This is a genomic window from Thermotomaculum hydrothermale (genome assembly GCF_016592575.1).
In the GTDB taxonomy this organism is placed as follows: Bacteria; Acidobacteriota; Holophagae; order Thermotomaculales; family Thermotomaculaceae; genus Thermotomaculum; species Thermotomaculum hydrothermale.
In genome coordinates, this window is the sequence record NZ_AP017470.1 from 1,775,491 (window position 1) to 1,788,395 (window position 12,905).

The window sequence follows — 12,905 nt, forward strand, 5'->3', positions numbered from 1 at the left end:
TATGAAAAGGATTTTTTTGTTAGACAACTTTGATTCTTTTACAATGAATGTGTATCACCTGTTTTCAAACTTCACAAACAAAATAGAGGTGGAGAGGGCAGACAAAACAAGCATTGATTTAATAAACAAATACAATCCTGATTTGCTTATTATCTCCCCTGGCCCTGGGAAACCTGAAGACGCAAAATTATCAATAGAAGCCATTGATTTTTTTAAAGGCAAAATCCCTCTTTTTGGCATATGCCTGGGAATGCAGTGCATGGCTGTATGGGATAGAGGAAAGGTTAACAAAACAAAACCAATACACGGGAAAACAGATTTAATTACCCATAAGAAACAAGGAATTTTAAAAAATATCCCAGCCCCTTTTAAAGTGGCAAGGTATCACTCACTTTATGTGGCTAACCCTGGAAAAAATTTCAAAGTAATTGCCAGAAACAGAGAGGGAATTCCAATGGCTATAACTCATACAAGATACAAAATTTTCGGGGTGCAGTTCCACCCTGAATCATTTTTAACAGAATTCGGATTGAGGATTGCTGAAAATGTCTTATCTTTTTGTGATTGAAAAATGGGAAAGAGAAAAGAAAGAGCTTTATCTTAAAGACTTTTTCAAAATTGAGAAAAAATACCCTTACTGTATTTTATACGGTAAAGGCAATTACATAATCTTCGGAGAAAAGCCTTTAAAGGTTTTTAGAGACTTTCCAAACAATTTGAAATTTAAAAGATTTGGGGAAAAACCTCAAATTTTACCAGATATTATAGGTTTTGTTTCATACGAAAAGGGATATGAGTATGACAGTAAACTCCCTGACAATTTAAACAGCAATTTTCCCCTTTCACTGTTTTTCCTTTACAAAAATTTAAAAATATACTCAAAGAAGACAAAAACTCTTTATCAATGCACAAGGGAGACTGAACATTATGAGAATGCTTATCTTTTAGAAAAAACAAAAAAAATATTTAAAGCAAAATTTATATCAACCACTGAAGATAAAAAAAGTTACTGCGAAAAGGTACGGTTTATAAAAGAGGAGATAAAAAAAGGAAATGTTTATCAGGTAAACCTTACAAGACAGGAAGAGTGGGCTTTTTCAGGAGATATATCGCAATTTGCTTACAGGTTGTACCAAACAAACCCTGCTTCATTTTCAGCAATACTTGAGTTTATTGATAGCGGAAATTACCACTCAATTGTCTCATCCTCTCCGGAAAGGTTTTTCAAAATAGGTAAGGGTAAGATAATTACAGAGCCTATTAAGGGAACTATTAATAGAGGGAATTCTAAAAAAGAAGACCTGACTTTAAAAACCACTCTGAAAAACAGTAAAAAGGATTCAGCAGAGCTTGCAATGATTACAGATTTACTGAGAAACGATTTAACAAAGGTATGCATCTCCCCTTCTGTTCAGGTTAAGCACTTTAAAAAACTCTTGACACTTTCAAATGTGCATCACCTTGTATCTATTATTGAAGGAAAGTTAAAAACCAATAATATGAAAGAAATATTTGAAAATATATTCCCTGGAGGCTCTATAACCGGCTGCCCAAAACTTTCATCAATGCAGTATATTCTCAAACTTGAAAAATTAAAGCGAAACATTTATACAGGCTCAATAGGGTGGTATAGAGCAGATGGCAAACAGGGCGATTTTAATATTGCGATACGAACAGCGTATACCATAAATGACAAACTATACTTTGGTGTTGGCGGAGGGATTGTAATTGACTCTAATGAGAAAAACGAATACCTTGAAACTGTTTATAAAGCTCAATCAATAAGGAAGTGCCTTGAAAATTCTTGAATTTTTAAATGGAATACCTAATACTGAGGATTTTGGAATTTTTGAAACTATAAAGGTTTATAATGAAAAGCCTTTGAGGCTTAAGCTACATTATTCAAGAATGAAAAAAAGTGCCGAAGAGTTGGATATAGGCTTTATTCCCTCTTATGGAGAATTTGTAAGACACATTGACAATTTAAATTTAAATAACAAAAACTACCTTAAAATAATTGCAACAAAAAGAGGTATTTTTACTGAAAGTGGCATAAGAGAAATCCCAGATAAAAAAGTAAAATTAGTCTTAATAAAAGATAGATTTGTCTATTCAAAAAACACTTATCTTTTGCACAAGACGACTGATTACAGATTTTTAAAAGAAATAACAGAATTAGCCAAAAAAAGAAATTGTTATGACGGGATAATTTTAAATGAAAAAGGAAATGTCACTCAAACAGGGAAGTGTAATATTTATTTTGAAAAACAAAACGGGGAAATTGTAACTCCCCCATTAAGCGAAGGGCTTTTGCCAGGGACAATCAGGCAGATTGCAATAAAAAGAAAACTTGTTAAAGAAGATATAATCCCAGAAAAAGATATAAAAAACTTCAAAAAATGCTTTGTTTCAAATGCACTAATAGGAATTCTGGAAGCGGATATAATTTTTTAATTTATAAATCCTCGCTTATTTCTGCCCCTAAAAGATAAACAAGAAAAGAATAGTATAGCCACAGCATAAGTAAAACAATTGAACCGATTGAGCCATAGAGAAGGAAGTAAAGCTTAATACTTGCAATGTAAAGCCCGAATATGTGTTTTAAAATTTCCCACAAAAATGCCGCAACAAAGCCACCTACCAAAACATTTTTCCATTTTAATTTTTTATGAGACATATACTTGTAAGAAAGAGCAAAGAACAATGTTTCAATAATAACCTGCAAAAACAACAAAATATAATAAGAATTTATAATTGTTATTGTTTCAAATTTGCTTTTTATTACAAAAATAACAGATGAAATCAGGAATAAAAAGAGTAACCCAAAAGCAGTTAACACAAACAAGACAAAGGATTTTAAGGTTGCTATCCAGAACCCCCTTTCAACCTTTGTGTTGTAAATTATACTTAAAGCCCTTTCTAAAACAGCAAAAACCCTGAAGGAAAAGTAAACAATAAAAACGGCAGAAATTGCTGAGAATACTTTACCTGATAGAATGATTTTGTCTATGTTTGTAACAATTGTTTGTGAGATTGACGGGGGGAATAGTTTTAGTATAGAATCCAGTTTTTCAACTGAAAGGTTTTTCTTAAAAAAGACGGTTGAAAAGTACACAAGCATTATGAAAAAGGGGAAAATAGCAAGCATTGCATAGTAAGACAATGCAGCAGATATGGTGAAAAGCCCCTTTTTGTAAAAGTTTACAATTATCTTCCATAACTTCTTTAAAAACTTCATCAGTAAAATATTACAACATTATCAGTAAAATAGACAGTCTCAAGATATGGATTTTCAACTTTAATAGAGTGTTTCCCCTTATAAATCTCTTCTTTTTCCCCAGTTTTTAAAACAATATCCTCTTCCTTTATCTTTTTAAATCTGTCTGCAAGCACAATAACAGGCCTATTTGTATACTTTCCCAGTAAAACCAAAGCCCTGCTTCCTGTTTTATTTACAAAAAAACTGTCTGTAAAACAATCGCAACCTAAAATAATCAAATCGTACAAATCAATCTTTGATAGCAAACAGGCATCTGTCATAAGTGTTATATCTTTAACCCCGCTGTTGAAAAGATGCTCAGCAAATTTCACACCCTCGTTTGCAGGCCTTGATTCACCAATAAATAATGAAAAAGGATTTTTTCTATAAAGGGATACAAGAGCATCTCTCACCATTCCAGAATAACTTATTGTTGCAATTGCAGAAATGCTCAACCCTTCTGAATACTTTAAAAACCTTTCTAAAACCTCTCTCTGTGCCTCCCTTACCTCTTTGTAAAACTCAATACAGCCCTTCTGCTCTTTTTCAATAAAATCTTTTAAGTTTACAAGGTAAGCCATTCCTTTGTGTTTTTCAGCAATCTTTTTTGCAAATTTAAGCTGAACACTTAACTCTTTGCCTTTTAACAAATTAACAGTTTTTTCAAGCAGGTAAGAAGACCCGTGAATATTGTCATTAAGAATTTCGTCAAGAAGCAGTTTTTCTAAATTTAAGTTCAAAATGCCCTCCTTTTTCAGAAGAATAAGCCTTAATCCCTCCTCCCATTTCTTCAACAAATTCTTTTACAATAAACAAGCCTAATCCTGTTCCATCTTCCCTTGTTGAAAAGTAAGGTTCAAAAATCTTTTCAATGTTTTCATTCTTTATCCCTGATGAATTATCCCTGTAATCAATTTTAACAAATTCCCCATTTCCCCTTATATCAATCTCAACATAGGGTTTTTCAGAAAATGAGATTGTATTCTCAATTAAATTCTCAAATACCCTTGAAAGCTTTAATTTGCTTGCTTTTATATTAAAATCTTTTCCTTTTATCTCAAACTTTACACCTGGATAGGAAGCAAAAAGGGTTTCCAAAAATTCTTTTATGTTTATGCTCTCAAAATTTTCATCCCTTGACGCTTTGAAAATTCCAGAAAATTGAGAGGAAATATTCTTTAACTCTTCAACCTTCTGTAAAACATTTTCTGCAACCTTTGGCAATACTTCTTCAAAATCCCTTTCCCTTTTCTTAAAAACTGCAAGCAGGTACTCAATATTGAGTTTTATAGGAGTTAATGGATTTTTAATATCGTGGGCAACCTTTCTCGCAATATCGGAAATAATCTCTAATTTACTTGCCTTTACCACATCTGTTAAATCCTCAATAACCACCATTTTAAGCCCCTCTTCAACCTCTTTTTTATAAACAACATAATGCTTATTATTGTAATCAAGTTCAAAGTAATCTTTCCCTTTAAGGGCTTTTTCTTTAAGTTCTCTTTCAAGCAACTCAAAGGTTTTATTTTCAAGAACAATTTTCCCCTTATTATCAGTTAAAACTATTGCACTTGAAACATTGTCTATAATTGTTTTCAACCTATCGTAATTCTCTTTAAGTGATTTTGCCATAAAGGAAATAGAATCTATCAACTCTTTTATCTCATCGTCATTGTTGTAATCAATATCTACCTCAAAATCCCCTTTAACCACAGCCTTGGCACTATGTGAAAGTTCAACAAGGGGCATAACAAAAGACTTTGTAATTTCATAGGAAACAAAGTATGAAACCACAAAGATTACAAAAAAGATTAAAGAGATTATTCTCAAAAATTCATACAATGGATTAAAGTCTTTCCCGCCTGCAACACCCAAAACAGCAAAAGGAATCTCTTTAAAATCAAGCGCCTTGAATGCAATGCCGTTGACAAAGTATATTTCTTTTTCACCAAATTTTATACTATTAAAAACCTTAAAAGGCATCAATAAACTTAAATTAGCTCTATTAGTTGTAATTTGCAATACTCCATTTCCATAAATGCCCACATCTACTTTAAATACCTCTTTAAGCCAGGTTAAATATTCATCTGAAATTTTGTTCGGTTCACTTTCTATCAACTTTTGAATTTTCTTTAAATTATTCTCTGCGTTTGTTTCAACAACCTTAAAGGCAATCCTGTTTGAAAAAACAAAGAGGAAAAGCCCTAACACTATGAAAATTATTGAAAATCCAAGATAAATTGAAAAGATAACTCTTTCAAACAATCTCACTCTCTTCTGTGAAGATGAAAAAATCAGGAATGAAGTTATACCTATCAAAAATATAATTGCCAAATCCGTAACTGCATAAAAATAATCAATTTTTTTACAGCTTACCACAAACCCTTTATCCCCTTTTTCCACTGTTATCAATTTTAAGATTTCAGGGTGCTTCTTAACAAAGGGGTGAGAATAAACATCATTTGAGATAGAGATTAAAATCTTTCCAACCTTAAACCTTCCATAACCTTCAAGAACAAACCTTGGCTTTCCACCTAAATCAACAACCTCGGAAGAAAATTTTTCTGAAATATCCATTGTTGAAGGGAGATTATTTGAATAACTTTCCACCACTTCTCCTAAAATATTGATATAAGCCACATAATAGTCTTCATTTTTCAACCCGCTTCTTTGAACAAAATCCTTTAAATTTGCAAAACCCCTTGTTTTTGCAATCACTAAATACTTTTCAAGTTTAGTTTTTCCCTGCTCTCTCAGGTAGCTGTAAGAAAAATCGTTCTTCTTTACAAACTCTTTAACCGTTTGAAACGAATAAAAATGCCCCAAAAATGATAGAAAAATAGAAAACAACAGAAGTTTTAAAAGTAAAATTGATATTTTTTCTCCTCTTATTATTGAAATCAAAAATAAAATTAGAGAAAAAACAAAAACATAAGAAGAAAAAAACAGGCTAAACAACACTAAAATTAACAAAAATTTACAAGGCTTTAAAACAAATAAAAAACTTGCAGAAAGAATTAAGATAAAAAAGTACTGGAAAAATACTGGATTTTTAAAAAAGGTTATCAGGTCTGAAAAAACAAAGGGGTTTAAAAACAGGCTGTAAAAACCAATCATTGCAAAAACAAAAAAACTAAAGAAGCAAGCTTGTCATTTATATACCTTTTCCCATATGCAATATAGAGCATCGAAAAAAAGAGAAAAACAGGAAAAAGTTCTTTTGTAATTAATGACAAAGCAAGTAGAAAAATTAAATACAACACCTTAAATAGGTTAAAAGAAAAAAAGGAAACTATGAAAAAGAGAATTAAAAGAAAAATCCACAGGTTTAATATACTGGATTTTTTTTCAGTTTGATTCTTTGCTCCCACTCCCACATAGCCTATTGGATTTCCAAGAATTTCAACTGTTTTAACTATTGCATAATCTCCCCTGTAATTTAGAGCAGCATCATTCCAGACAACAGGATCCATGGTTAGGTTAAACAGTGCAACAGGGTAATTTAATTTGTTGAAATTTTTATAAATTCTTTCTAAATCATTTTTCTTTCCCTTTATAAGAGCTGGCACAAATAAAGGGGATGTTTCCTGTATCAGCACACTTTCTTCGTCTGGAGAAGATTTTTTAAATAAATCCCTATTGTTGGCAACAAATAAAAAAGCAAACAATAAAACAAGAAAAAGAAGGACAAAATCTCTTTTTTTCATAGAATAACCTTCAGATTTTTATAGTGATATTATACCAGAATTATTTAAAGAGAATTTTTTTAAGTTTTTTTAATACAGATTGTTCTATATTACCGGGAATCTCCTCTTCTGGAAGATTATGAAGCATCTCAACAGTATTCTTTAAATTTTCAAAAACGCACTTGCACTCGCTACATTCCAGCAAATGCTTTTCTACCATTTTGCAAAGTTCTTCAGTTGCTTCTCCATCAAGGTAATCTGAAATACATTCCATTATCTTTTTGCATTTATCATCCATTTTTGCCTTCCCGCAAAAATTTTTCTACAATTGCTTTAAGCATTAACCTTGCCCTGTGCAATCTTACCTTTGCGTTTGCAACAGAAATATCTAAAATTTCTGCCATCTCCTGATGATTTAATCCCTCAATATCTTTTAAAATCAGGGGGATTCTGTACTGCTCTGGAAGTTTTAAAATAGCCTTCTGGATAAGTCTTTCAATCTCTTTCTTTTCAAAAGTTATATGGGGATTTTCATTATGTTTATTCAATGCGTGAATATGGTTATCCTCTAACTCATCAAATGAAACAATATTTCTTTCAGAGTTTTTTTTCTTCTGGCAGGCATTTGATGCAATTTTGTAAAGCCAGGTTGAAAGCTTTGATTCACCTTTAAAATTCTTTATGTATTTAAAAGCATTTAAAAGTGTTTCCTGCAATATGTCAGATGCATCTTCCCTGTTCCCGCAAAACTTCAAACCGAAGTTGTAAATAGTCTTTTTGTATTTTTCAAAAAAAAGATTAAAGGCTTCCTCATCTCCAGATTTAAGCCTTGTTATAAGTTCCTGTTCTGTCATAAATTTTGATTTCTTCAATTTAATTTCTCATACTTGTTATCGGTGCAGGGATTCTACCGCCTCTATCAATAAACCTTTTTGCGGAAAATTTATTTATATCCTGAACAATTGCCATACCTAAAAGCCCGCCAAACTGCACCTCATCTCCAACCTTTGCCCCGGGGGGAACAATTACCCTCACTGCTGTTGTTTTACCGTTAACAACACCGATTGCTATTTCATCTGCAATTAAGCCTGAAATTGTTTCAGCAGGGGTATCGCCTGGAACAGCAACCATGTCAAGACCAACAGAACAGACCGCTGTCATTGCCTCAAGTTTTTCTAAAGTCAAAGCCCCCAACTTTACAGCCTCAATCATTCCAGCATCTTCAGAAACAGGGATAAATGCTCCACTCATCCCCCCAACATAGGAAGACGCCATAACTCCACCCTTTTTAACAGCATCTGTAAGCATTGCAAGAGCAGCAGTTGTACCTGGCGCTCCAGGTTGCTCCAACCCAATTCCCTTTAAAATCTCTGCAACAGAGTCTCCCTCAGCGGGAGTGGGTGCTAAAGAAAGGTCAAGTATCCCAAATTTCACTCCTAACCTTCTTGCTGCTTCCCTTCCTATTAACTCACCAGCCCTTGTTATCTTAAATACAGTTTTCTTTATAATTTCAGACAGAGTGCCTAAATCAACATCACCAGCCTTTTTTACAACATCGTTTACAACACCAGGCCCTGAAACTCCAACATTGATAACACATTCAGGTTCAGAAACTCCGTGAAATGCACCAGCCATAAATGGATTGTCCTCAACAGCATTTGCAAAAACAACAAACTTTGCGTTTGCAAGGGCACCCCTGTCTTTTGTTAGCTCTGCCATCTCTTTTATAATATGCCCCATCTTCTTTACAGCATCCATATTAATTCCAGCCCTTGTGGATGCAACATTCACCGAAGAGCAAATATGCTCGGTTACGGCAAGTGCTTCGGGAATTGAATCTATAAACTCTTCCTCAACATTTGTGGTCCCTTTTTGCACCAAAGCAGAATAGCCACCTAAAAAGTCAATCCCTATCTCGTTGCAAGCCTTATCAAGGGTTTTGGCAATCTTTATAAATCCATCCCTTGTAATTGAAACACCACCTGTAAGTGAAACAGGGGTTACTGAAATCCTTTTATTTGCGACAGTTATACCAAATTCTTCCTCAATCTGCTTAACCGTTGTAACAAGATTTCCCGCGTACTTCATTATCTTGTCATAGATTTTGTCGCATGTTGAGTTTATGTCCGAAGTAATACAATCAAAAAGGGAAATCCCCATTGTGGTTGTTCTAATATCAAGATGCTCCATCTGAATCATCTTGATAGTTTCAAGTATTTCTTTTGTACTGAAACTACCTAACATCTTTAAATCCTATGCATTGATTTAAAAAGTTCTTTATGCTGGGAAAATACCGCAACCCCTAATTCTTCGCCCTTTTTAATTAAAACCTCTTTCAACTCGGTAAAGTTTTTTGAGCAAAGGGAAAGGTCAACAATAATAATCATTGCAAAGTTTTTACCTAAAAGGGTCTGGGCAATATCGGTAATGTCAACATTGTTTTCAGCCAACACACTTGTAATCCCTGCAACAATCCCGGGTTTACTCTCACCAAAAACAGTGATTATTGCAGTATCCTTATCCTCCCTTTCAGAAGAGCCTTCTAAAAGCTCTTTTTGAGGCTCAATTGTTTTTACTAACTCTCTTACACACTGTTTTACGCTATCTGTCCCATACTGGCCAAAATGCTTGAAAATAATCTCGGTAATCTTATAAACAAACGCTTCCCTATCCATATTTATACCTTCTTAAAAATATTGTGTTTTCTCCCCTCATCAAGAGCAAGGGGAGTAATCATTGTTTTATCGTTAATCAAAATCTTTCTGTTTTCCCTTACAGCCTTTTTAACATCCTCTTCACATACAAAATCGTAAACTTCATCTTTATAATCTTTTTCAACAGGTTTATCAATCTCACCTAACTTGCTTTCAATTATACTTTCAATTGTTGATGCTTTAACATCCTTAAAGTAAAAATCTGAAGGGGAAAACCTTCCCTTGTTCACAGGGTTAGTTTCAAAGGCCACCCTTTTAACATTAATCATATGCTTTGCGGTTATGTTTTCGCTTGTTATGTTGTTTCCTAAAGTGCCGCAGCCTAAAGTCATTGACGGCATAAGGTTTGTTGAATAACCAACAGCACCGTGCGTTGTTGGAGAGTTAACAATAATCCTTGATGCAGGCTTCTTTAAAGCAAATTGCTTTAAAACCTCTTTGTTTCTTGTATGGATACCCAATGAATGTCCCAGCCCGCCAAACTTCAACAGTTGAATACACCTTTTGCACGCTGCCTCCCAGCCGTCTTCAATGTACAAAGCAAGCACTGGTGATAATTTTTCAACTGAAAGTGGATATTCTTTGCCAACCCCATCTAAAGGAGCGACAAGGGCAACAGTTTTATCTGGGACATTTACCCCGGCAAGTTGTGCAATGTATGTTGCAGGTTTTCCAACTATCTTTGGATTTGCTGAAAACTTTTCAGTAACAACAACCTTTGCCACCTTATCCATTTCATCGCCTTTCAAGATATAGGCATTATTTTTAAGCAACTCCTCAACAACCTGTTTTGCCACAGGCTTGTCTGCAATAATAGCCTGCTCAGAAGCACAAACAGTGCCGTTGTCAAAAGTTTTTCCTGCAATAACATCTTTTACAGCCTTTTCAACATCGGCAGTTCTTTCAATAAAAACAGGGACATTGCCAGGACCAACCCCGTAAGCAGGTTTACCGGATGAGTACGCAGCCTTTACAAGCCCCAATCCACCAGTTGCAAGAATAACCCCTGTTTTAGGATGGGACATCATTTGCTTAGTCAACTCAATTGTCGGGTTTTCAAGGATTTGAACAGCATCTTCCGGTGCCCCAACCTTTTTTAAAGAGTTTCTTATTAAATCAACAGTCTCCTTTATACAACCCTTTGCAGCAGGATGGGGGGAGAAAATAATCGGGTTTCTTCCCTTTAAAGAAATTATAGCCTTGTAAAGTGTTGTTGATGTTGGGTTTGTTGAAGGAATTACGGCAGCAACAATCCCGACAGGTGCCGCCACCTCTATAATCTTATTTACAGGGTCTTCTTTAATAATACCCACTGTTTTTTCATTCTTAATTGAATCCCACAAAAGCTTTGTTGCTAAAATATTTTTTATCTTTTTGTCTTCAGGCTTTCCATAGCCGGTTTCATTGTGGGCAAGCTCTCCAAGCCTTAATGCGTTAGCCTCGCCATCTTTTGCAATTTGCTCAACAACCCTATCTATCTCTTCCTGAGAGTATTCTTCAAGGATGCTGCCGGCAATTTCAGCCTTTTCAAAAATTGAATCAAGCATTACAATCTCCAGAAAATTTATTATTGGAGCCTATTATTTTGCCTTTTTCTCCTGATAACCCGGCAAAATCTTTTCAACATCTGAATGAGGTCTTGGAATAACATGAACAGAAACAAGCTCACCAACTCTTCTTGCAGCGGCTGCCCCTGCATCTGTTGAAGCCTTAACAGCGCCTACATCGCCTCTTACCATAACGGTAACATAACCGCCGCCAATGTATTCCTTTCCGATTAAAACAACATTTGCCGCCTTAACCATAGCATCTGCGGCTTCTATTGCGCCTACCAACCCCTTGGTTTCAACCATTCCAAGCGCTTCTCTATTCATAATTTCCTCCTTAATTAGTTCAATAAAATAATATCACAAAACATTTTTTTGCAAAAGCAAAGAGATAGATACTTATTCAGGAAAACAACAAAAATAAATCAATAAAATTTTACTATTTACTCAAAAACCTTTTCGTCTTCCCTGTGGGCATTTGCCGCATCCATTTCAACATTTCTCACATTTTCTTTAACAACCTTTTGCCAGAATTCCTTGTACCATTCGTGCTGAATAATTAATTGCATTATCTCGTTTGTACCAACCCATATCATTGAAAGCCTTATGTCTCTCACAATCCTTTCAATGGGATAAATATCTGTGTAACCTATCCCCCCCATAACCTGCATACACTTATTTGCAATCTCCCAGGCTGCTTCTGTTACAAACTTCTTGCTTTCGGAAATCATCCTTCTTACCCTTCCAGGGGAAGCATTACCTGAATCTATTGCAAGCGCTGTTGAGTAAACAAGCCCCCTTGCAGCATCAAGGAGCATTACTGAATCTGCAACCTTAAACCCAACAGCCTCAAACTTTGCAATCTCTCTCCCGAAAGCCTTTCTCCTTGATGTGTACTTAGTTGCAATTTCTATTGCAGGCCTAACAGAACCGATTGTCATTGCAGCAGTACCAAGCCTTTCCGGAATCATCATCCTTTTAAAAACCTCGTATCCGCCGTTTATTCCATTTAAGGCATATCTTTCAGGTACTCTTACATTATCAAGTTTAAGCCTTCCTGCACCACCACCTCTAACACCCATTAACCCGTAAATGTATTCAGTTTCAACCCCCTTTGTCCTTGGAACCATAAAGGCTGTTATCCTTTTGTGCGGGTCTGGATTATCCCTGTCTGTTACCGCATAAACCAAAAACCAGTCTGCCCCTTCAGCACCCACAATAAACCTCTTACTTCCGTTTATTATCCAGTCGTCCCCGTCTTTCACAGCATAGGTTTTCGCTCCAAAAAAATCTGAACCACCCCTCGGTTCTGTTAACCCCTCTGCAGCGTAAACCTCCCCCTTTAAAAGAGGTTTTACAACCTCTTCCTTTAATTCATCACACCCAAATTCAACAATTGCATCACAAACAATGTCTGCCCCCACCCCCCACAAACAGGCAAGGGAATAACTTGGTACCCCAATCTCTTCTGCAACAATTGCATTTTCAACCCAGCCTAAACCCCTCCCGCCAAACTCTTTAGGAATCCTTATCCCCAAAAGGTTTCTCTTTCCCGCCTCTTTTAAGTACTCTTTGGGAAACTGTATCTCCTCTCTATCCATTGCAAGAATTAAATCCTTTGGCACCCACTTTGAAAACTCCCTTGCCTCGTCTCTTAACTTTTTTTGCTCTTCGGTTAAAATAAAATCAAACATAATAT

The 12,905-nt window shown here is 35.0% G+C and carries 14 protein-coding genes; 3 read left to right on the forward strand and 11 right to left on the reverse strand.

The genetic code is table 11. The features are described 5' to 3' along the window. The first annotated feature begins 1 nt into the window (after position 1). Genes TTHT_RS08210 through TTHT_RS08220 form a run of 3 tightly spaced genes read left to right on the forward strand, consistent with a single transcriptional unit; the run spans position 2 to position 2,454 of the window. Positions 2 to 568, forward strand: coding sequence for an anthranilate synthase component II (locus TTHT_RS08210; protein WP_201327490.1), 567 nt, complete (start codon positions 2 to 4; stop codon positions 566 to 568). Then, entirely contained in the window at positions 546 to 1,808 is a 1,263-nt protein-coding gene (locus TTHT_RS08215; protein WP_201327491.1) for an anthranilate synthase component I family protein, read from the forward strand. Before TTHT_RS08210 ends, TTHT_RS08215 begins: the two co-directional genes overlap by 23 nt. Next, the gene (locus TTHT_RS08220) at positions 1,795 to 2,454 is read left to right on the forward strand and encodes an aminotransferase class IV (RefSeq protein ID WP_201327492.1); all 660 of its coding nucleotides are present in this window, start codon (positions 1,795 to 1,797) and stop codon (positions 2,452 to 2,454) included. The genes TTHT_RS08215 and TTHT_RS08220 overlap by 14 nt, the downstream gene beginning before the upstream one ends. A 1-nt stretch (position 2,455) precedes the next feature. Here TTHT_RS08220 and TTHT_RS08225 read toward each other — a convergent pair whose 3' ends face one another. The 11 genes from TTHT_RS08225 to TTHT_RS08275 all read right to left on the reverse strand — a co-directional run bounded on the left by TTHT_RS08225 (position 2,456) and on the right by TTHT_RS08275 (position 12,900). Then, positions 2,456 to 3,238 (reverse strand): YihY/virulence factor BrkB family protein, encoded by a 783-nt coding sequence (locus TTHT_RS08225; protein WP_201327493.1) that lies wholly within the window; start codon positions 3,236 to 3,238, stop codon positions 2,456 to 2,458. Then, positions 3,238 to 3,999, reverse strand: a complete 762-nt coding sequence (locus tag TTHT_RS08230) for an IF-2B domain-containing protein (protein ID WP_201327494.1) — start codon at positions 3,997 to 3,999, stop codon at positions 3,238 to 3,240. The genes TTHT_RS08225 and TTHT_RS08230 overlap by 1 nt, the downstream gene beginning before the upstream one ends. After that, on the reverse strand, positions 3,968 to 6,376 hold the full coding sequence (locus TTHT_RS08235; protein ID WP_201327495.1) for a sensor histidine kinase: 2,409 nt from the start codon (positions 6,374 to 6,376) through the stop codon (positions 3,968 to 3,970). Before TTHT_RS08235 ends, TTHT_RS08230 begins: the two co-directional genes overlap by 32 nt. Further along, entirely contained in the window at positions 6,373 to 6,966 is a 594-nt protein-coding gene (locus TTHT_RS08240; protein ID WP_201327496.1) for a hypothetical protein, read from the reverse strand. Before TTHT_RS08240 ends, TTHT_RS08235 begins: the two co-directional genes overlap by 4 nt. A gap of 40 nt (positions 6,967 to 7,006) precedes the next feature. Next, the gene (locus TTHT_RS08245) at positions 7,007 to 7,243 is read right to left on the reverse strand and encodes an anti-sigma factor family protein (protein ID WP_201327497.1); all 237 of its coding nucleotides are present in this window, start codon (positions 7,241 to 7,243) and stop codon (positions 7,007 to 7,009) included. Further along, positions 7,236 to 7,817 (reverse strand): RNA polymerase sigma factor, encoded by a 582-nt coding sequence (locus TTHT_RS08250; RefSeq protein WP_201327498.1) that lies wholly within the window; start codon positions 7,815 to 7,817, stop codon positions 7,236 to 7,238. Before TTHT_RS08250 ends, TTHT_RS08245 begins: the two co-directional genes overlap by 8 nt. Position 7,818: 1 nt before the next feature. Continuing rightward, positions 7,819 to 9,189 (reverse strand): PFL family protein, encoded by a 1,371-nt coding sequence (locus TTHT_RS08255; RefSeq protein WP_201327499.1) that lies wholly within the window; start codon positions 9,187 to 9,189, stop codon positions 7,819 to 7,821. Between the two features lie 2 nt (positions 9,190 to 9,191). After that, a complete protein-coding gene (locus tag TTHT_RS11045; RefSeq protein ID WP_408033915.1) occupies positions 9,192 to 9,452 on the reverse strand; it encodes an ACT domain-containing protein in 261 nt (86 codons plus the stop codon). 170 nt (positions 9,453 to 9,622) lie between these two features. Beyond that, a complete protein-coding gene (locus TTHT_RS08265; protein ID WP_201327501.1) occupies positions 9,623 to 11,206 on the reverse strand; it encodes an aldehyde dehydrogenase family protein in 1,584 nt (527 codons plus the stop codon). Between the two features lie 33 nt (positions 11,207 to 11,239). Next, a complete protein-coding gene (gene eutM / locus TTHT_RS08270) occupies positions 11,240 to 11,533 on the reverse strand; it encodes an ethanolamine utilization microcompartment protein EutM (protein ID WP_236578189.1) in 294 nt (97 codons plus the stop codon). Between the two features lie 116 nt (positions 11,534 to 11,649). After that, a complete protein-coding gene (locus TTHT_RS08275; protein ID WP_201327502.1) occupies positions 11,650 to 12,900 on the reverse strand; it encodes an acyl-CoA dehydrogenase family protein in 1,251 nt (416 codons plus the stop codon). Positions 12,901 to 12,905 lie beyond the last annotated feature (5 nt).

Excerpts from the sequence above, each read along its gene's own strand:
- TTHT_RS08240 (WP_201327496.1), bottom strand. The coding sequence starts at position 6,966 with ATGAAAAAAAGAGATTTTGTCCTTCTTTTTCTTGTTTTATTGTTTGCT.
- eutM (WP_236578189.1), bottom strand. The coding sequence starts at position 11,533 with ATGAATAGAGAAGCGCTTGGAATGGTTGAAACCAAGGGGTTGGTAGGC.
- TTHT_RS08225 (WP_201327493.1), bottom strand. The coding sequence starts at position 3,238 with ATGAAGTTTTTAAAGAAGTTATGGAAGATAATTGTAAACTTTTACAAA.
- TTHT_RS08255 (WP_201327499.1), bottom strand. The coding sequence starts at position 9,189 with ATGTTAGGTAGTTTCAGTACAAAAGAAATACTTGAAACTATCAAGATG.
- TTHT_RS08235 (WP_201327495.1), bottom strand. The coding sequence starts at position 6,376 with ATGATTGGTTTTTACAGCCTGTTTTTAAACCCCTTTGTTTTTTCAGAC.
- TTHT_RS08210 (WP_201327490.1), top strand. The coding sequence starts at position 2 with ATGAAAAGGATTTTTTTGTTAGACAACTTTGATTCTTTTACAATGAAT.
- TTHT_RS08245 (WP_201327497.1), bottom strand. The coding sequence starts at position 7,243 with ATGGATGATAAATGCAAAAAGATAATGGAATGTATTTCAGATTACCTT.
- TTHT_RS08215 (WP_201327491.1), top strand. The coding sequence starts at position 546 with ATGTCTTATCTTTTTGTGATTGAAAAATGGGAAAGAGAAAAGAAAGAG.
- TTHT_RS08275 (WP_201327502.1), bottom strand. The coding sequence starts at position 12,900 with ATGTTTGATTTTATTTTAACCGAAGAGCAAAAAAAGTTAAGAGACGAG.
- TTHT_RS08265 (WP_201327501.1), bottom strand. The coding sequence starts at position 11,206 with ATGCTTGATTCAATTTTTGAAAAGGCTGAAATTGCCGGCAGCATCCTT.